Source organism: Bacillus sp. FSL K6-1560 (assembly GCF_038592935.1).
Lineage (GTDB): Bacteria > Bacillota > Bacilli > Bacillales > Bacillaceae > Bacillus > Bacillus subtilis.
Genome location: NZ_CP151946.1, coordinates 991,515 through 1,011,180 on the forward strand (window position 1 = coordinate 991,515; position 19,666 = coordinate 1,011,180).

The 19,666-nt window shown below is 43.5% G+C and carries 20 protein-coding genes; 16 read left to right on the forward strand and 4 right to left on the reverse strand.

All coding sequences use genetic code 11. The features are described 5' to 3' along the window. The first annotated feature begins 185 nt into the window (after nt 1-185). Nucleotides 186-578: a S1 domain-containing post-transcriptional regulator GSP13 gene (gene yugI, locus NYE22_RS05295; protein ID WP_003228864.1), complete on the forward strand. Its 393-nt coding sequence runs from the start codon at nt 186-188 to the stop codon at nt 576-578. Nucleotides 579-655: 77 nt separating this feature from the next. On the opposite strand, the gene NYE22_RS05300 is transcribed toward yugI, so the two are convergent. Beyond that, a complete protein-coding gene (locus NYE22_RS05300) occupies nt 656-892 on the reverse strand; it encodes a DUF378 domain-containing protein (RefSeq protein WP_003220771.1) in 237 nt (78 codons plus the stop codon). Nucleotides 893-1,120: 228 nt separating this feature from the next. Here NYE22_RS05300 and NYE22_RS05305 point away from each other — a divergent pair, with 228 nt between their 5' ends. The 5 genes from NYE22_RS05305 to NYE22_RS05325 all read left to right on the forward strand — a co-directional run bounded on the left by NYE22_RS05305 (nt 1,121) and on the right by NYE22_RS05325 (nt 5,919). Next, nucleotides 1,121-2,284, forward strand: coding sequence for an iron-containing alcohol dehydrogenase (locus tag NYE22_RS05305; RefSeq protein WP_342412367.1), 1,164 nt, complete (start codon nt 1,121-1,123; stop codon nt 2,282-2,284). Between the two features lie 103 nt (nt 2,285-2,387). Continuing rightward, on the forward strand, nt 2,388-3,560 hold the full coding sequence (locus tag NYE22_RS05310) for an iron-containing alcohol dehydrogenase (RefSeq protein ID WP_032726782.1): 1,173 nt from the start codon (nt 2,388-2,390) through the stop codon (nt 3,558-3,560). Between the two features lie 111 nt (nt 3,561-3,671). Then, nucleotides 3,672-5,024 (forward strand): glucose-6-phosphate isomerase, encoded by a 1,353-nt coding sequence (locus NYE22_RS05315; protein WP_003243401.1) that lies wholly within the window; start codon nt 3,672-3,674, stop codon nt 5,022-5,024. A gap of 58 nt (nt 5,025-5,082) precedes the next feature. After that, nucleotides 5,083-5,454, forward strand: coding sequence for a hypothetical protein (locus NYE22_RS05320; RefSeq protein ID WP_072175168.1), 372 nt, complete (start codon nt 5,083-5,085; stop codon nt 5,452-5,454). A gap of 60 nt (nt 5,455-5,514) precedes the next feature. Further along, nucleotides 5,515-5,919: a YugN-like family protein gene (locus tag NYE22_RS05325; RefSeq protein ID WP_003228878.1), complete on the forward strand. Its 405-nt coding sequence runs from the start codon at nt 5,515-5,517 to the stop codon at nt 5,917-5,919. Here NYE22_RS05325 and kbfO read toward each other — a convergent pair. Continuing rightward, nucleotides 5,916-6,902 carry a potassium channel protein KbfO gene (gene kbfO / locus NYE22_RS05330; protein ID WP_003228881.1) on the reverse strand — a complete coding sequence of 329 codons (987 nt, stop codon included), beginning with the start codon at nt 6,900-6,902 and terminating at the stop codon, nt 5,916-5,918. The genes NYE22_RS05325 and kbfO overlap by 4 nt on opposite strands. Continuing rightward, nucleotides 6,899-7,231: a biofilm formation protein MstX gene (gene mstX, locus NYE22_RS05335; RefSeq protein ID WP_021480479.1), complete on the reverse strand. Its 333-nt coding sequence runs from the start codon at nt 7,229-7,231 to the stop codon at nt 6,899-6,901. The genes kbfO and mstX overlap by 4 nt, the downstream gene beginning before the upstream one ends. A 46-nt stretch (nt 7,232-7,277) precedes the next feature. Between mstX and NYE22_RS05340 the strand changes: the two genes are divergently transcribed. The 7 genes from NYE22_RS05340 (at nt 7,278) to NYE22_RS05370 (ending at nt 12,414) form a co-directional block, all read left to right on the forward strand. Continuing rightward, nucleotides 7,278-7,541 carry a membrane protein gene (locus NYE22_RS05340; RefSeq protein ID WP_015483620.1) on the forward strand — a complete coding sequence of 88 codons (264 nt, stop codon included), beginning with the start codon at nt 7,278-7,280 and terminating at the stop codon, nt 7,539-7,541. 41 nt (nt 7,542-7,582) lie between these two features. Beyond that, nucleotides 7,583-8,260 (forward strand): zinc metallopeptidase, encoded by a 678-nt coding sequence (locus tag NYE22_RS05345; protein ID WP_003228889.1) that lies wholly within the window; start codon nt 7,583-7,585, stop codon nt 8,258-8,260. 43 nt (nt 8,261-8,303) lie between these two features. Next, nucleotides 8,304-9,593: a hemolysin family protein gene (locus tag NYE22_RS05350; protein ID WP_038828450.1), complete on the forward strand. Its 1,290-nt coding sequence runs from the start codon at nt 8,304-8,306 to the stop codon at nt 9,591-9,593. 126 nt (nt 9,594-9,719) lie between these two features. Further along, complete coding sequence (locus NYE22_RS05355) at nt 9,720-11,384, forward strand: alpha-glucosidase (protein WP_021480477.1); 1,665 nt, start codon at nt 9,720-9,722, stop codon at nt 11,382-11,384. Between the two features lie 25 nt (nt 11,385-11,409). Further along, nucleotides 11,410-11,544: a hypothetical protein gene (locus tag NYE22_RS05360; protein ID WP_003243642.1), complete on the forward strand. Its 135-nt coding sequence runs from the start codon at nt 11,410-11,412 to the stop codon at nt 11,542-11,544. Next, nucleotides 11,504-11,902 (forward strand): secondary thiamine-phosphate synthase enzyme YjbQ, encoded by a 399-nt coding sequence (locus NYE22_RS05365; RefSeq protein WP_032726779.1) that lies wholly within the window; start codon nt 11,504-11,506, stop codon nt 11,900-11,902. The genes NYE22_RS05360 and NYE22_RS05365 overlap by 41 nt, the downstream gene beginning before the upstream one ends. Nucleotides 11,903-12,159: 257 nt before the next feature. After that, complete coding sequence (locus NYE22_RS05370) at nt 12,160-12,414, forward strand: hypothetical protein (protein WP_003244393.1); 255 nt, start codon at nt 12,160-12,162, stop codon at nt 12,412-12,414. Between the two features lie 13 nt (nt 12,415-12,427). Here the strand turns inward: NYE22_RS05370 and NYE22_RS05375 are convergent, their stop codons facing one another. Continuing rightward, nucleotides 12,428-13,165: a protein-glutamine gamma-glutamyltransferase gene (locus NYE22_RS05375; RefSeq protein ID WP_015384485.1), complete on the reverse strand. Its 738-nt coding sequence runs from the start codon at nt 13,163-13,165 to the stop codon at nt 12,428-12,430. A 157-nt stretch (nt 13,166-13,322) separates the two neighbouring features. Here NYE22_RS05375 and mcpB point away from each other — a divergent pair, with 157 nt between their 5' ends. The 3 genes from mcpB (at nt 13,323) to mcpA (ending at nt 19,587) form a co-directional block, all read left to right on the forward strand. Next, complete coding sequence (gene mcpB, locus NYE22_RS05380; RefSeq protein ID WP_003243461.1) at nt 13,323-15,311, forward strand: methyl-accepting chemotaxis protein McpB; 1,989 nt, start codon at nt 13,323-13,325, stop codon at nt 15,309-15,311. A gap of 176 nt (nt 15,312-15,487) precedes the next feature. Further along, nucleotides 15,488-17,476, forward strand: coding sequence for a methyl-accepting chemotaxis protein TlpA (tlpA, locus tag NYE22_RS05385; protein WP_342412368.1), 1,989 nt, complete (start codon nt 15,488-15,490; stop codon nt 17,474-17,476). 125 nt (nt 17,477-17,601) lie between these two features. Continuing rightward, nucleotides 17,602-19,587: a methyl-accepting chemotaxis protein gene (gene mcpA, locus NYE22_RS05390; RefSeq protein WP_161986845.1), complete on the forward strand. Its 1,986-nt coding sequence runs from the start codon at nt 17,602-17,604 to the stop codon at nt 19,585-19,587. Nucleotides 19,588-19,666 lie beyond the last annotated feature (79 nt).

Genomic DNA, 19,666 nt, shown 5'->3' on the forward strand with positions numbered 1-19,666 from the left:
TTTGTTCGCATCCAATAAAAGGGGGGAATACTAGAAAGCCTTTGGTATTTTCAGTTTACCCCCTTTTTGCTGTGCATAAACCTGATTTTTTATAAAAAAGTTTTCTTTGCGGAAATAAGACATGTGTGATATAATTTTAAATTGCGTATAAACAGATATTTAATTTAACTTAGGAGTTGTTATGAATGGCAGCAAAATTTGAAGTGGGCAGTGTTTACACTGGTAAAGTTACAGGATTACAAGCGTATGGTGCGTTTGTTGCATTAGATGAAGAAACTCAAGGTTTAGTACACATTTCTGAAGTGACTCACGGTTTCGTAAAAGATATCAACGAGCACCTTTCAGTTGGCGACGAAGTACAAGTAAAAGTACTTGCTGTTGATGAAGAAAAAGGCAAAATCAGCCTTTCAATTCGTGCGACACAAGCTGCGCCTGAGAAAAAAGAAAGCAAACCTAGAAAACCTAAAGCTGCTCAAGTAAGCGAAGAAGCTTCTACACCACAAGGTTTCAACACATTAAAAGATAAGCTTGAAGAGTGGATCGAAATGTCCAACCGCAAAGACCTTATCAAAAAATAAGCATGAAAAAAGCACCGGACAGGAATGTTCGGTGCTTTTGATTTCATGCTAAATCCTATTTCAGCGTGATTGATATCCTATCGCATTTCAGGATTTGCTGCTTCTTCACGTGATCTTTCCTCGTTTGGCTTAAATAGCAGACCGAGGTTGATTAAGCCGGCGATTCCGACAAGTCCGTAAATGATTCGGGAAAGAGCTGACCCTTGGCCGCCGAAGATAGCCGCTACTAAGTCAAATTGGAAAAATCCGATCAGTCCCCAGTTAATGGCGCCAATGATGGTTAATACAAGACAAATTCTTTGAATGGTACTCATGTTTTGCAACCTCCTCCATGAATTATTAAAACAGTTATAGATTGTGACATATTGGAGAATCTATACATGCATTCTCCATATGAGGGAAGCTGGCCTGCCCTCGCTTATATCAGCTTCTTTCCCAGCACCTTGCAAAATAAAACCATCTGGTATGCTGATCGGTGAGAGCTGATTGCTTTACATGTGGTGAGGACATTCTGCATAATAAAAATCTAAGGAGGAGATGTCATGCAAAACTTTACATACTGGAATCCGACCAAATTAATTTTCGGGCGCGGCGAAGTGGAAAGACTTCCGGAGGAACTCAAACCTTACGGAAAAAACGTATTGCTTGTGTACGGAGGCGGCAGCATTAAACGCAGCGGCCTGTATGATCAAGTGATTGAACAGCTGAATAAAGCCGGAGCTACCGTGCATGAATTAGCAGGTGTGGAACCGAATCCTCGTGTGTCGACTGTTAATAAAGGTGCTGCCATCTGTAAAGAACAAAACATTGATTTCTTGCTGGCTGTCGGAGGCGGAAGCGTAATCGACTGTACAAAAGCGATTGCCGCAGGAGCGAAGTATGATGGTGATGCGTGGGATATCGTTACGAAAAAGCATCAGCCAAAAGATGCTTTGCCATTCGGAACGGTATTGACTCTCGCTGCAACTGGTTCAGAAATGAACTCAGGATCTGTTATTACAAACTGGGAAACAAAAGAAAAATACGGCTGGGGCAGCCCGCTCGTATTCCCTAAATTCTCGATTCTTGATCCGGTGAATACATTCACCGTACCTAAAAACCACACGATCTACGGGATGGTTGACATGATGAGCCACGTATTCGAACAATACTTCCATCATGTATCAAACACGCCGTATCAGGACCGCATGTGTGAATCACTTTTGCGTACAGTCATTGAAACAGCGCCTAAGCTGATCAATGATCTCGAAAATTACGAATTGCGTGAGACGATCCTGTACACAGGAACAATCGCATTAAACGGCATGCTTTCTATGGGGGCAAGAGGGGATTGGGCTACTCATAATATTGAACATGCAGTATCAGCCGTTTATGATATTCCGCATGCCGGCGGACTGGCAATTTTGTTCCCGAACTGGATGAGACACACATTGTCTGAAAACCCTGCCCGCATGAAACAGCTTGCAGTTCGCGTGTTTGATGTTGAAGAAGCAGGTAAAACGGATGAAGAAATTGCCCTTGAAGGTATCGATAAGCTGTCCGCATTCTGGACAAGTCTTGGCGCTCCGAACCGTCTTGCTGATTATGATATTAATGATGAGCAGCTTGACACAATCGCTGACAAGGCAATGGCTAACGGTACATTCGGCCAATTTAAATCACTCAACAAAGAAGATGTGCTGTCAATTTTGAAAGCATCACTATAAAAAAAGGGGAAATAGCCGTTTGGCTGCTTCCCTTTTTCTTTTTTGTCAACTTATGTTACAATGGAAAATCTGTTTTTTACCAGCATCATTTGGAGGTTTTACTATGGAAAATTTCACTTATTATAATCCGACAAAGCTGATTTTTGGAAAAGGTCAGCTTGAACAATTAAGAAAAGAATTCAAACGATACGGCAAGAATGTACTGCTTGTTTACGGGGGCGGTAGCATTAAACGCAACGGCCTTTATGATCAAGTCACAGGCATTTTAAAAGAAGAGGGCGCTGTTGTTCATGAGCTGTCAGGTGTAGAGCCGAACCCGCGTCTTGCGACAGTGGAAAAAGGCATAGGACTTTGCAGAGAGCATAACATTGATTTTCTGCTTGCTGTCGGCGGAGGCAGTGTGATTGACTGTACAAAGGCAATCGCAGCTGGCGTCAAATACGATGGCGACGCTTGGGATATTTTCAGCAAAAAAGTAACAGCGGAGGATGCGCTGCCGTTTGGCACTGTTTTAACGCTTGCTGCAACAGGGTCTGAAATGAACCCTGATTCCGTGATTACAAACTGGGAAACAAACGAGAAATTTGTATGGGGCAGCAATGTCACTCATCCGCGTTTCTCTATTTTAGACCCTGAAAATACGTTCACCGTTCCAGAAAATCAAACAGTATACGGCATGGTTGACATGATGAGCCACGTATTCGAACAATACTTCCATAATGTTGAAAACACGCCGCTTCAGGATAGAATGTGCTTTGCTGTTTTGCAGACGGTCATCGAAACAGCTCCTAAGCTTCTTGAAGATCTGGAAAACTACGAGCTTCGTGAAACGATTTTGTATGCTGGTACAATCGCTTTAAACGGCACGCTCCAAATGGGCTACTTCGGTGACTGGGCTTCTCATACAATGGAACACGCTGTTTCAGCTGTATATGATATTCCGCACGCGGGCGGTTTGGCAATACTGTTCCCAAATTGGATGAGATACACGCTTGATACAAATGTAGGCCGCTTCAAAAACCTCATGCTCAACATGTTTGACATTGATACTGAAGGCAAAACAGATAAAGAAATTGCGCTTGAAGGAATCGATAAACTGTCTGCGTTCTGGACAAGCCTCGGTGCACCTTCTCGTCTTGCTGATTACAATATTGGAGAAGAAAAGCTTGAGCTGATTGCTGATATCGCAGCCAAGGAAATGGAACACGGCGGCTTCGGCAACTTCCAAAAATTGAACAAAGATGACGTGCTTGCCATCCTTCGCGCGTCTCTATAAACTCAAAGGGCGGAATCCAGTCATTCCGCCCTTTCTTCTTGACTTGATTTCACAGATAAGTTCATATAAAGTGAAAGATGAAAACATTATACCGTTATGGAGGGACAAGCAATGACGCATGTACGCTTTGACTACTCAAAAGCGTTGACTTTCTTCAACGAACATGAACTTACATATCTGCGGGACTTTGTAAAAACAGCACACCATAATATCCATGAAAAAACAGGCGCGGGCAGCGATTTTCTAGGCTGGGTGGACCTCCCTGAACATTATGATAAAGAAGAATTCGCGCGCATCAAAAAAAGTGCGGAAAAAATTAAATCTGACTCTGATGTCTTGCTTGTTGTCGGCATTGGCGGTTCTTATCTTGGAGCGCGGGCAGCGATTGAAGCGCTGAATCACGCGTTTTATAACACTTTGCCAAAAGCAAAACGCGGCAATCCGCAAGTCATTTTTATCGGGAACAACATCAGTTCATCTTATATGAGAGACGTCATGGATCTTCTTGAAGATGTTGACTTCTCTATTAATGTGATTTCTAAATCAGGTACGACAACTGAACCTGCAATCGCTTTCCGTATTTTCCGCAAGCTTCTTGAAGAGAAATACGGTAAAGAAGAAGCGAAAGCGCGGATTTATGCAACAACTGATAAAGAGCGCGGCGCATTAAAAACGCTTTCTAACGAAGAAGGCTTCGAATCATTCGTTATTCCTGACGATGTCGGCGGCCGTTATTCAGTTTTAACAGCTGTAGGTCTCCTGCCGATTGCTGTCAGCGGCGTCAACATTGATGACATGATGAAAGGCGCCCTGGATGCGAGCAAAGATTTTGCAACATCTGAACTGGAAGATAACCCAGCATACCAATATGCGGTTGTTCGCAATGTCCTTTATAATAAGGGCAAAACAATTGAAATGCTCATCAACTACGAACCGGCACTTCAATACTTTGCGGAATGGTGGAAGCAGCTGTTCGGAGAAAGCGAAGGGAAAGATGAGAAGGGCATTTATCCTTCTTCAGCGAACTATTCAACAGACCTTCATTCTTTAGGCCAGTATGTACAAGAAGGCCGCAGAGATTTATTCGAAACGGTCCTGAACGTAGAGAAGCCTAAACATGAACTGACAATTGAGGAAGCGGATAACGATCTTGACGGCTTGAACTATTTAGCCGGTAAAACTGTTGATTTCGTTAACAAAAAAGCATTCCAAGGTACAATGCTTGCCCATACAGACGGAAATGTTCCGAACTTAATCGTTAACATTCCTGAGCTGAATGCATATACTTTTGGATACCTTGTATATTTCTTCGAAAAAGCCTGCGCGATGAGCGGTTACCTCCTTGGCGTCAATCCGTTTGACCAGCCTGGTGTAGAAGCGTATAAAGTCAATATGTTTGCGTTACTCGGCAAACCTGGCTTTGAAGAGAAAAAAGCAGAGCTTGAAAAACGTCTGGAAGATTAATGTGAGAAAGCTGACTGGCATTTGCCGGTCGGCTTTTTATAAAATCAGAAAGGTGCTGATGTTCATGAAACAATTGGTTAAACATCTCATCATTGCCGGTTTTTCTGCAGCTATTTTAAGTTTCCTTATCTCCTTTGATGCCGTGTATACAGAGTTTTCTTCAAGCTTTGGCGGCACGCTTTCACATTTTTTCATCCACGCCTTTCTTCTCATTGGTTTGCCGCTTGCCCTTTTTACCGATGCGGTACATCGGATTTTGCATTTAAAACGAACCCATACTCTTTTCACTAAATTAGGACTCTATGCAACGGTTGTTTATGTGTCTTGGGATTCAGCTGTATGGCTTGCAGCGGCAATGGCTGTTTACTTCTTAATTGAATGCGCTTTCTTTCCTGTTGGCCGCGCGAAAGAAACAACGATTTCCATGTAGGCGCCCCTGAATGAAGTCTTGTTCGGCGGGACAGGATAAGTGAAAAAAAGGGGCATTCTGATGATACCAATACCTTCCGCGATAGATGGGCAGTCTTTTCTGCTTCAAGAACTGGAACAAGTGATGAAGCCGCTCGGTTATGTGATAAACGGCGGCTGGGAATACGATCATGGCTACTTTGATTATAAAATTGATGATAGAGACGGCTATTTATTTTTAAGAATTCCCGTCAATGCGGTACAGGGCAGTCTCGATGAACGAGGGGCGGCCGTCCGGATCGGAACGCCATTTATGCTGAGACAGGTGTTTCAGGCGGATGTTGACGATCACGCCGAGGGAGGGCCTTTCCAATCACTGTTTAATCAATTTTCCGAACCGGAAAGGCGGGACGCGGAAATTGATCCGGCATTTTTGGATATCGGCGCCTCTCTCGTGAAAGAATTGGAGGATGTTCTGTTACACTAGATGGCAAGGAATTGGTCTGTTTCGAGCACCTTGTATGTAAGAGGAGGGGAAAGCATCGGTCCCTCCTTTTTTTGTACGCCTATAATTGTTGTGTTGTGATCAAGGAAATAGAGAACACAGGTTTTGTAAGCCGCTCCCTTTAGTTCGTCAGGAACAGCAAGAAGCTCCACATGCTGATCAAGTGTCAGCTTGATTCCGTTCTGCTGTTTAGACGGCCGTAACTTGACTTGGTAATGCTGCAGCATCGCCCGGCTGATAAATTCTGAAGTTCCGATGATTTGGTTTGCGCCTGCCCGCTCTGCATTGGTGACAAAACGGTCAGTCAAAATTTCGACGATGCAGTAAGCAAGGGGATTAAGCCCTTTAACAGATAAAAGAGTCAGCACTGACAGCATATCAGCATCAGTTTCACTTTTATACTGATCGGCAGTAATCATCACTGATTCCGCTTCAGTAATATTGGCCCGTTTCAGTGTCCCATCATCGGCAGCGTGCCCGCGTATGAAATGAACGTTTTCAATAAGCGGGCCTTCTGTTAAGGATTCATCGATTAGTACGACTGTTTTGGAAGGGGCGGCAAGCTGAAGGTCCTTCAAAAGCCGGTTTGTTTTTTCATTCCACCCGATCAGAATGATGTGGTCCCGGCCTTTGTAAGCAACTTTTCCTTCGATGTAGCGATGCTGTCTGCTGAATGCGGCCGCTGATAACGTAGCGAAATACGCTGTGACAAAGCTTGCTCCGCTCAAAATCAGCAGTATTCCGGCTGCCTGTCCCAGCGGAGTGTGCGGCACATAGTCTCCATAACCGACTGTCGAAACCGTAACGACAGCCCACCAAATACCTTCGAATACCGAAGTGAACTGCTTAGGCTCAAGTATATAAATGATTTGGCCGAACAAAAGAATCAGACATAAAATAATAACCCCGATTCGGATAAATAACGGCCACCTGAGCCATGAAATAAATATCCGATTTGATTTCATTCTTTTTCTCCTTCTTCAGATACTGAGATGGATAAAATCTGTTTAATAATTGTATTTAATTTCTCATTTAGCTTTTCCTGGCCGTACTTATCTCGGGCCTGCTTCATTAACTCGGCTGTATCATCATCAAGCTGAATAAGCGGTTCATCAATTTCCGATTCATTATACAGCTGGATAAACGCGTCCAGTCCTTCATTCATTCGGTCGATTGCTGTGCTCAGCTGTTCCTTTTCCTCACTCGTCACTTTCATAGCTTCCATCACACCCGTGCTTTTTTCTAACAGTATGTCCCACTTCCGGTGATGTTTTTCAAAAAATGTACAAAACATATAAAACCGGATTTCTCCATAAACTAAAACAAAAAGGATGAAAAAGATGACGATCTTTCAAAGAACGATCGTGGTTTTAATCGGTACGCAGCTGGCGGCATCCGCGGTGATTTTGTTTATTTTCGATTTGAATTCATATAATCACTTTTCCGGAAGCTTCTCCTGGCTTCATTTTCTGAAAGAACTGGCCGGCAGTTTCGCCTTTTATTTGTTTTCAGCAGGCCTGTTCTTTTTGCTGATTGGATTGTGTGCTCCAAGCCGGAAGAAAAAGCGCATTTCTGTACACGGGAAAGAAAACTCATTAAAATAATCGTAATAGAGAAATGATCATGGAAAAAGGATGATGAAAAAATGCTGTTTATATTTTTAACAATAGCCGCATTGGGATTGTCGTTTTGGGCACAATTTAAAGTAAAGAGCAACTTTGAAAAATATTCAAAAGTGGAAGCCTCAAGCGGACGTACAGGGGCAGAAACGGCAAGACGGATTTTAGATATAAACGGTCTTTACGACGTGCCGGTCGAACCGGTAAGAGGCACTTTAACAGACCATTACGACCCGACAAGACGGGTGGTGCGTTTATCTGAGCCGGTCTATTACGGCCGCTCAATTTCCGCCATATCCGTAGCTTCCCATGAAGTCGGACATGCCTTGCAGCATCAGGAGTCATATGGTGCGCTTGTGCTGAGACATAAAATCTTCCCAGTCGTGAATTTTGCATCCGGTGTAGCTCCTTTGCTTTTCTTAGGAGGCATGCTTCTCGGCAGCCTGAATTTGATCGGGCTTGGCATCATACTGTTTTCAGCGGCTGTCTTTTTCCAGCTGATTACATTGCCTGTCGAATTCAATGCAAGTTCACGTGCGAAGCAGATAATTGTGTCAGAAGGATTCATCCGAAACAATGAAGAAAATGGGGTAAATAAAGTGCTGAGTGCTGCTGCCTTAACGTATGTGGCCGCCGCCCTGGTTTCCCTGTTTGAACTACTTCGTTTTGTGATGATTTTCTTAAACGGTCGTGATGAGAATTAACGTTAAGGAGGTGGCCCCTTACCATTTATGGTAAGGGCTTTTTTTGCTTATTTTACAATTGATCGCCATTTTTGTTTTGATTGGCATTACGGCTGTTTTCGTTGCAGCGGAATTTGCGATCGTCAAAATCAGAGGTTCAAAAATCAATCAGCTCATCGAAAGCGGTGACAGCCGAGCACTAGCCGCACATAAAATCATCTCCAATCTTGACGAGTATTTATCAGCCTGCCAGCTCGGGATTACGATTACAGCCCTCGGCCTTGGCTGGCTTGGTGAACCTACATTTGAACGTTTTCTTCATCCCTTATTTACAATGACAGGCATGCCGGAACCGTTTAACCACATTGTCACATTTGTAGTTGCATTTATCATCGTCACTTTTTTGCATGTGGTGATGGGGGAGCTTGCCCCAAAAACGGTTTCTATTCAAAAAGCTGAAGCTGTAAGCTTATGGATTGCAAAGCCGCTGATCTGGTTTTATAAAATCACGTACCCGTTTATTAAGGCATTAAACGGCTCTGCAAGCTTTCTTGTGAAATTGTTTGGCTTTCATTCAGTAAAGGAGCATGAGGTTGTCATCAGCGAAGAGGAACTAAGGCTGATCCTTTCTGAAAGCTATGAAAAGGGAGAAATCAATCAGTCTGAATTCCGCTATGTAAATAAGATTTTTGAATTTGACAACCGGGTAGCGAGAGAGATTATGATTCCGCGGACAGAAATTGCGGTTATCTCTCTGGAGCAGTCGCTTGAAGAGGCGATTCATCACATCATTAATGAACGGTATACGCGCTACCCTGTCATCAAAGATGACAAGGATCATATTTTAGGGATCATCAACAGCAAAGATATGTTTAAAGCTTATTTTCTCGGCCAGCCGATAAAGCTGAATCAAATCATGAGGCCCGTTATCAGAGTCATTGAAAGCATTCCTGTTCAGCAGCTTTTAATCCGCATGCAGAAGGAGCGGATTCACATGGCGATTCTCGTAGATGAATACGGGGGAACGGCGGGGCTTGTCACTGTAGAGGATATTATAGAGGAAATCGTCGGGGAAATCCGCGATGAGTATGATCAGGATGAAACACCGCACATCCTGAAAAAGGGCGAGCACCATTATGTGATGGATGGAAAAGCGCTAATAGACGAAGTGAATGACCTTCTCGACATTGCGATTGAAAATGAAGAAATTGATACGATTGCAGGCTGGCTTCTAACGCAAAAAATGGAGCTGAAAGCAGGAGATGTGATACACGCGGAGGGCTGTGAATTTAAAATCCTCGACGCCGAAGATCATCACATCCGTTTTGTAGAAATTAAAAAAACTGATTTTTAATAAAAAACAGCCGGGGAACGAACGGCTGTTTTTTGTGTCATCAAGTCATTTCTTAAAAAGCAATGCTGTGTAGCCTTTTTTCTACATAGGATATATAAGACCGGTACACTGGGAAGGAGTGGCTGTATGAAAAAGGCTTGGTGGAAGGAAGCCGTTGTTTACCAAATTTACCCCCGCAGTTTTAAAGATTCAAATGGCGACGGAATTGGGGATATTCAAGGAATCAGATCCAAGCTTTCTTACATAAAAGAGCTGGGCGCTGACGTCATATGGATTTGCCCGCTGTATGACTCACCGAATGCTGATAATGGCTATGATATCCGGGATTATCAAAACATATTAAGCGAGTTTGGCACCATGGAAGATTTTGATGAACTGCTTGGTGACATTCATGATCTGGGGATGAAGCTGATTATGGATCTCGTTGTGAACCACACAAGCGACGAACATCCATGGTTCATAGAATCCCGTTCATCCATACACTCGGAAAAGCGCGACTGGTATATTTGGAAAGACGGCAAAAACGGAAAAGCGCCCAACAATTGGGAAAGCATTTTCGGCGGGCCGGCTTGGGAGTATGATCAAGAGACAAGCCAGTATTATCTGCACCTTTTTGATAAAAAACAGCCTGATTTGAATTGGGAAAATGAACAGGTGAGGAATGCCGTTTATGACATGATCAATTGGTGGCTTGATAAAGGAATTGACGGATTTCGGGTGGATGCCATTACGCATATTAAGAAAAAAGAAGGGCTTCCCGACATGCCGAATCCAAAGGGGCTGGACTATGTCCCTTCCTTTCCTTATCATATGAATGCTGACGGCATTATGGATTTGTTAACAGAGCTGAAGGAAAACACATTTTCCCGCTATCCGATTATGACAGTTGGTGAAGCAAACGGCGTCGCTGCAAAAGAAGCAGCTGATTGGGCTGGAGAAAAAAACGGCATATTCAGCATGATTTTTCAATTTGAGCATCTCGGCCTGTGGGATGTAGAGATCAATGAAAGTATTGATATCGTTGCATTTAAACGAATTTTAACTGACTGGCAGGACAGTCTGGAAGGGATCGGCTGGAATGCTTTGTTTATGGAGAATCACGACCAGCCCCGTTCAGTTTCTGTGTGGGGAGACGACGGAGTGTACCTGAAAGAAAGTGCAAAAGCGCTTTCCGCTGTTTATTTTCTCATGAAAGGCACACCGTTTATTTATCAGGGACAGGAACTCGGGATGACGAACGTGGCTTTTCCATCTATTGATGACTATGATGATGTCGCGATGAAACGCCTGTATGAAACAAAAACAGCGAAAGGCACATCACACGAGGATGTGATGAAGATTGTCTGGAAAAAGGGAAGAGACAATTCGCGAACGCCGATGCAATGGAATGCTGGTCCATACGCCGGATTTTCTGAGGCCAAACCGTGGATCGGAATCAATGAGAATTACAAATGGCTGAATGCCGAGGCGCAAAAAAACGATAAAACATCCGTTTACCATTTTTACAAAAGCTTGATCAAGCTGCGCCAAACATATGATGTTTTTATTAACGGGACATACGAGCTCATTGTACCGGAAGATCAGCAAATCTTTGCATATCTTCGGAAAAACGAGAGCCATACTGCACTGATTGCGGCCAATCTGACAGGAACACCGGCGTTGTTCAGGCACTCTGGATTGCCATTGTCATCAGATGCACTCGTCTTGTCAAATATTGAAACAGAGCCGCACAAGCATATGACATCAGTACTCTTAAAGCCGTATGAAGCAAGAATATATCTATGGTGCTAAACTCCAGCCTTAGACTGGAGTTTTTTTGTTTTATCGGGTTTATGAGAGCGGTTTAACAGGAAAAAAAAGAACACAGAACGAATTAAGCGATGAGAGCGGACAAACGAAAGGAGAAACAAATGCTGAAAACACTGCAAATCAAAACAACCAAACGAGATGAAATGATTGATATCACCCGGGAGGTGGAAGCATTTCTTCAAGAAACAGGTATAACGAGCGGCGCAGCGCTGATTTACTGTCCGCATACGACTGCGGGCATTACAATTAATGAAAATGCCGATCCGGACGTCAAAAAAGATATGCTCAGAAGGTTTGATGAGGTATATCCGTGGGAACATGAGCTGGACCGCCATATGGAGGGCAATACAGCTGCACACATGAAGTCGAGTACAGTCGGAGCTTCACAGCATGTCATTGTGGAAAACGGCCGGCTTATTCTTGGAACGTGGCAGGGCATTTATTTCTGCGAATTTGACGGGCCTCGCACCCGGACATGCTATATCAAAATAATGGGATAATAGGCTGTTTTTTATGACAAAAGCATGATCGCTGAACAAACGCCGATAGCCGGAGGGCTTGTCACACCCGCCCCGGCTGCCGCTTTATCGAATGAAGGCGCGCTTGGCATTCGTCCATATGCGAAATAAAAAGCGAGGGAAAGAGACACGCGCCTCACCCTTTGTTTTCAGGAAAGCCTGCATGAGGGATAGTCAATCAATGGATGTAAACGTACCGAGCTTTGCCGAACGTAACTTGATAAACTGAGGTGACAGATATGAACATTCTTCAATATTCTTATAAAAAAAGAGGGAAAATTGAGTTTGTATTTGAAGGCTGGCCTCACTCAAAAGTTACAATGGTTCCTATCAAAGGCTACTATTTTGTCCGCTTTATCAAATGGAGCAGCCAGGATCCAATCGTGACAAGAAATGACCTTGAAAAAATGGAGTGGGCTGCGAACCAATATTTCGGCACAGCCCCCTTCTATCGAAAACGAAAGGCATTTGAAACCCCATCGTCCGGAAAATAGGCGATGGGGCTTTTTAGCGGACGATGCGGAAAAGAGACGGAACATCCAGTCTGGTCGCCTGAGACAGAAGGTAGGCTGACTGTAAGGCTCCTTTTTTCCTAAAAGAATTCAGCTTATCAATAATTTGCTGTCCGTTTAAGATACCAAGACCATGGGCAAAATATTTATCTTCCCCCAGTAAAATCACATTTTCGCCTCTCCATTGCGCCTTTTGCGGATCAAATTCAGGATTCTTAAAATACAAACAATCTCCAAGGAAAAAGTGGTGTCCTGTTTCCGTATAGATCGGTAATTTCTCATAATGCCAGTCATATAAAATAATTCTGTCAAAGCTGGCATTGAATTTATCTTCTCCGATTGTATCGATTAAGGCCAAGTAATAAATGATAACGATTGCGGTTGCGCATTCAAACGCATAAAACGGGCCGTTCTCTGCAATGTCACGAATCGCTTTTGAAGGCGGCATTCTGTATTTCAGCTCCAAGGCGCCCTCCGGTGAAACCCTCCAATACGTTGTATTCCCGTATGTTTTTAAAAAAGTGGCAAACTTCGCCCCGCTTTTGTGCAGCGTCTTTGCCGCTGCTACAATATTCATCCGCAGTTTAAGCTCAAACATCAGTTCAGCAATTGAATGATAATCAAACTGAACAGGCGTCTCAATCATCTCTTTTAAGAGCGGATTCAGATTTTGATCAATCTGCCAATTTTCAATATCCTGGGGACGGAGCAATTGTCCTGATACAATAATCATGTTTAGCCCCCCTTGTTTTTTATAAGATATGCAAAGAGCTTGGGCAATGAAAGTTAAAAAGGCAGAAGACAGCCAAAAAGAACTTCTTCCATTTTTTATTTTAAAACTTTTTTAAGCAGCCGATATATACTGTATCAAACCTGAAGGAGCAAGTGACATGAAGACTTTTATCAATTGGCTGAAGAAACCGTCTATTTCAAAGAAATTAATCGTCTCATTTATTGCGATTCTCATTATCCCTATTCTTATATTAGAATTTAGCTCTTACCGAAGCGCCAGCGGAAAGCTGGATCAGGAAATTATGGGAAATGCGAAAAACAGTGTCGATACATTTAATACAACTGTTACAAATGATCTGGGAGAAAAAGCGAAAGCAGTCACCTTTTTCAGTGAATCTCTTAAAAGATCCGCATTCAAAGGGAAATCGAATCAAGAAGAGATCAAAGCTAAATTTTCACAATATGTATCTATTAATCAAGGAGTAGCCAGAATTTATGGGGGCGCAGATAACGGCACTTATGTACAAGCGCCAAAAGAAAAATTGCCGGAAGGATACGACCCGAGACAACGGCCTTGGTACCAGGATGCGATGAAGGCCGGCGGTGAAATTGTCGTGACAGATCCTTACGTGGCTGCGAGTGACGGAAGCATGGTCATTACCATTGCACAGGAGCTGAAGGACGGATCTGGCGTTGTCGCCATGGATATTACCATTGATAAATTGTTAGAACAAATGAAACAAATCAAGGTCGGAAAAGAAGGTTATGCTTTCATTGCAACAAAAAACAAAACCTATGTCGCTCACAAGAACCATAAGGCTGGAGAAAAGCTTTCAGGCGACTGGGTAGCCAAAATGTATGCGAATGACAGCGGTGAACTCCAGTATACTCTTAATAACGAAGATAAAAAGATGACCTATACTACAAACGAACTGACTGGTTGGAAAATAGCCGGCACAATGTATATGGATGAAATTAAGGATGCCTCAAAGTCTGTGCTGACAACAGGAATGATTGTGCTGATTGCTTCCATTGTGGCAGGCGGAATTTTAATTCTGTTTATCGTTCGTTCGATTACAAAACCGTTAAAACGTCTTGTTCAATCATCGAAAACGATCAGCAGGGGGGATCTGACCGAAACGATCGAAATCCATTCAAAGGATGAGCTTGGAGAGCTTGGGGAAAGCTTCAATGAAATGGGACAATCTCTCCGCTCTCTGATCAGCGCTATTCAGGACTCGGTGAACAATGTGGCCGCATCTTCCGAACAGCTTACCGCATCTGCCGGGCAGACGAGTAAAGCCACCGAGCATATTACGATGGCGATTGAGCAGTTCTCAAACGGAAACGAGGAGCAAAGCGAAAAGGTTGAATCCAGCTCTCATCAGCTGAACTTAATGAATGAAGGACTCCAGCAAGTTTCACAAACATCGTCAGATATTACAAAGGCATCTATCCAATCAACGGAAATCGCCGGAACGGGTGAGAAGTTTGTGCAGCAGACAGTCGGACAAATGAACTCGATTAATCAATCTGTTCAGCAGGCTGAAGCTGTTGTCAAAGGCTTAGAAGGAAAATCAAAAGACATCACAAGCATTTTGAGAGTCATCAACGGAATCGCTGACCAAACAAATCTGCTTGCACTAAATGCAGCCATTGAAGCGGCGCGTGCCGGAGAGTCAGGACGCGGCTTCTCTGTCGTAGCGGAGGAGGTGCGCAAGCTGGCTGTCCAATCAGCCGATTCAGCGAAAGAAATCGAAAAGCTGATCCAAGAAATCGTCGCAGAAATCGACACCTCTCTTCACATGTTTAAAGAGGTCAATCAGGAAGTACAGTCCGGACTTGTTGTCACAGACAATACAAAAGAAAGCTTCCAAAGTATTTTCAGCATGACAAACGAAATCGCGGGCAAGCTGCAGACGATGAATTCCACCGTCGAGCAGCTGTCAGACCGTTCACAGCATGTTTCAGCAGCAGTCAGCGGCATTGCAGACGTGTCGAAAGAAAGCTCGGCAAGCATCCAGGACATTGCCGCATCAGCTGAAGAACAGCTTGCTTCCATGGAAGAAATCAGTTCCTCAGCGACGACTCTTGCGCAGATGGCAGAAGAGCTTCGCGATCTGACGAAACAATTTAAAATCGAGTAAAAACCGAAAAACAGCGCTATCAAAGCGCTGTTTTTTTATATGGTAAACAATAATAAAGTCCTAGTTTAACAGGTGAATTTAGAACTATTTTTCATTTTTTCCTCCATTTTCAATGTAATTTAAAGGAAGATCCGCCGATATAATTTGTAAATTATTGAAAGAAGGTTCAAAAGGAAATGAAAAAAACACTCACCACTATTCGCAGATCATCAATTGCAAGGAGACTTATTATTTCTTTCCTGCTGATCTTAATTGTTCCGATAACCGCCCTTTCGGTTAGCGCTTATCAATCAGCAGTTGCCTCACTTGATGTACAGATGACGCAAAGCGCAAAGGAAAATGTTCAGATATTAGATCACATCATTGATGATAAAATCAGCACGACTGAAAAAAGCCTCGCATATTTCAGCGATTGGGCTACAGCAGAAAAATTTCAGGATAAAAAGAAAACAGAGCTGAAACAGGAATTTAAACAATTTATCCAAATGAATGATAATGTCGCTGCGGTATTTTCAAGCGGCAAAGACGGGGACTTCACACGTTATCCGTACGCTGACATGCCAAGCGACTTTAATGCTTTGGAACGAGATTGGTACAAAGAAGCAATGGCCAATAAAGGCAAAACAATTGTCACTGAGCCTTATGAATCGATTTCATCAGGAAAAATGGTCGTCACCATCGCCCGTCAAACGGTGGATGGGTCAGGCGTTGTCGCCATTGATATGAAAATTGATGACTTAGTCACTACCGCGAAAGGAATCAATATCGGAAAAGAAGGCTATGCTTTTATTTTGAGCCAAAACAAGAAAGTCATCGCCTACTCCGGAGAAAAAGCGGGAACAGAGCTAAAAGGGGACTGGGTTGATAAGCTCTACAAGGATAAAAGCGGGGACTTTGAATATACGTACAAAGGCAAAAAGAAAAAAATGGCATTTGTAACAAGCGAAACAACAGGCTGGAAAATCAGCGGCACGATGTATGCAAACGAGATTCACGATGCTGCAAGCAGGGTTCTGATCATGGCTTCAATCGTTCTGGCGATTGCCATCGCAGCTGGAATGACGGCGATTTATTTTGTGATTCGATCCATCACAAAGCCATTGAGACGCATTGTCGCATCCGCTGAAAAAATTAGTGAAGGTGACCTAACCGAAACGATTGAAATCAATTCAAAAGATGAACTCGGCGTTCTGAGTGAGAGCTTCAATCATATGGCACACTCGCTTCGCTCGCTCATTCAGGGGATCAAAGACTCAGTAGAACACGTTGCCTCATCGTCCGAAGAGCTGACTGCATCGGCAGACCAGACAAGCAGAGCCACTGAGCACATTACGATGGCTATCGAGCAATTTTCAAACGGCAGCGAAAGCCAAAGCGAGAAAATAGAAACGACAACCGAACAAATTAATGAAATGAATGACGGATTGGCAGAGCTGGCGCGGGCTGCAGCAGTGATTACAGAAACATCCGCAGATTCAACAGAAGTGTCAAGTAAAGGGGAGACACTCGTCCAGAAAACAGCCGGCCAAATGAACACAATTGACCATTCCGTAAAAGCAGCGGAACAAGTGGTGAAAGGGCTGGAGATCAAATCAAAGGATATCACGAATATTTTGCGTGTCATCAACGGCATTGCGGATCAAACCAATCTTTTGGCTTTAAATGCCGCCATTGAAGCGGCCAGAGCAGGTGAATACGGCCGGGGCTTCTCAGTCGTCGCTGAGGAAGTGAGAAAGCTCGCGGTACAGTCGGCTGACTCAGCAAAAGAAATTGAATCGCTGATCAGTGAAATAGTAAAAGAAATTCACACATCACTGAACGTGCTTCAGTCCGTAAACAAAGAAGTTGAAACAGGGCTTGTCATGACGGATGAAACTAAACAGAGCTTCAAACATATATCGCAAATGACCAATCAAATTGCTTCCGAGCTGCAAAACATGAATGCAACGGTTGAGGAGCTGTCAGCGGGAGCTCAAGAAATTTCCGCAGCTTCAAATGATATCACAGCCATTTCTAAGGAAAGCTCGGATGGCATCCAAGATATCGCTGCTTCAGCTGAGGAACAGCTGGCTTCCATGGAGGAGATTAGTTCATCTGCACTGACGCTTGAAAGAATGTCTGAAGAACTCCGTGATCTGACAAAACAATTTAAAGTAGATAAATAATAGGTCTAAAATACTATTTATTTATGGGGAATTAGTTACTTTTGTTAAATTTCTTCTTTTTTGCTGTATATATTTACCCATTTCCAGCCGATATGAAGGGTAGCATAAAAAAGGAGAAATGAATGATGAAAAAAATACTCCAACTCATAAAACAAAGATCAATTACACGGAAGCTTCTCGTTTCCTTTCTGTCGATCCTCATCATACCGGTTGTCATATTGGCGATCTTTGCGTATCAATCGGCTAGCAGCTCACTCGACAGACAGATGATGGGGAGCGCATTGGAAAATGTACAGCAATTAAACGAAATCATTAACACCAGCATCGGCGAAAAAGAAAACAGTGCTGATTATTTCAGCGAATGGCTGACAAAAGAGAAATACAATGCAAAAAGCAATGCAAGCATTGCAGAGAAATTCTCACAATATATCAGCATTAACAAGGATGTAGAATCCATTTATACAAGTGACACAAAAGGGCACTTTACCCGCTATCCGGATCTTCCGATGCCAAGCGGCTATAATCCGGTTGAACGCGACTGGTACAAAAAAGCGGTTGCAAATAAAGGGAAAGTCGTGATCACAGATCCTTATAAAACCGCGTCGACAAATACGATGGTTGTGACAATCGCCCAGCAGACAAAAGATGGTTCAGGCGTTATCGCAATCAACATGACGATTGAAAATCTGCTGAAAACAACCAAAAAAGTCAACATCGGCACACAAGGCTACGCATTTATCATGACGAAGGACAAAAAAGTTGTCGCACACCCGAATGAAAAATCAGGAACTGAATTAAAAGGCGACTGGCTCAATAAGATGTTGAGTGCTGATAAAGGCGATTTTCAATACACCATGGATGGCGATAAGAAAAAAATGGCCTTTGACACAAACAAGTTGACGGGATGGAAGATCGGCGGCACCATGTATTTGGATGAAATCCATGAGGCAGCCCAGCCTGTCCTACACCTTGCTTTAATTGTCTTGGCCGCAGCTATTATCATAGGGATTATCGTCATGACTTTGATCATTCGGTCGATTACAACACCGCTGAAACAGCTTGTCGGTTCCTCTAAGCGGATCAGCGAGGGAGATTTGACGGAAACCATTGATATCCGTTCAAAAGATGAATTGGGCGAGCTTGGCAAAAGCTTTAACAATATGGCATCGTCACTTCGTTCTCTCATACACGCCATCCAGGATTCGGTAGATAATGTTGCCGCTTCCTCTGAGGAGCTCACTGCATCAGCTGCGCAAACGAGCAAGGCAACAGAGCACATTACATTGGCGATTGAACAATTTTCTAACGGCAATGAAAAACAAAACGAAAACATTGAAACGGCAGCAGAGCACATATATCAAATGAATGACGGGTTGACGAATATGGCTCAAGCTTCTGAAGTGATCACTGATTCATCTGTTCAATCGACAGAAATTGCAAGTGAAGGCGGCAAGCTTGTTCATCAAACCGTCGGCCAAATGAATGTCATTGACAAGTCCGTTAAAGAAGCGGAGCAAGTCGTACGCGGATTGGAAACGAAATCGAAAGATATTACAAACATTTTGCGTGTGATCAACGGCATCGCAGACCAGACGAACCTGCTTGCCTTAAACGCAGCAATTGAAGCAGCGCGCGCAGGCGAGTACGGCCGCGGCTTCTCCGTTGTAGCGGAAGAAGTAAGAAAACTGGCAGTACAGTCAGCAGATTCAGCAAAAGAGATTGAAGGATTAATCATCGAAATTGTGAAGGAAATCAATACATCACTCGGCATGTTCCAATCTGTCAATCAAGAGGTGCAGACAGGACTTGACATCACAGATAAAACAGAAATGAGCTTCAAACGCATTTCTGAAATGACGAACCAAATCGCCGGCGAACTGCAAAATATGAGTGCGACGGTTCAGCAGCTTTCTGCCAGCTCCGAAGAAGTTTCGGGAGCGTCTGAGCACATTGCATCGATTTCAAAAGAAAGCTCAGCGCATATACAAGATATCGCGGCGTCAGCTGAAGAGCAGCTAGCTTCCATGGAAGAAATCAGCTCGTCTGCAGAGACCCTTTCCTCTATGGCGGAAGAGCTTCGGGATATGACCAAACGATTTAAAATTGAATAATAAGCCTTAACACCCAAGCTTGTTGCGCTTGGGTGTTTTTTTTAGTTTTTTTATTAAACCTTTTATCCTAGTTTGACGA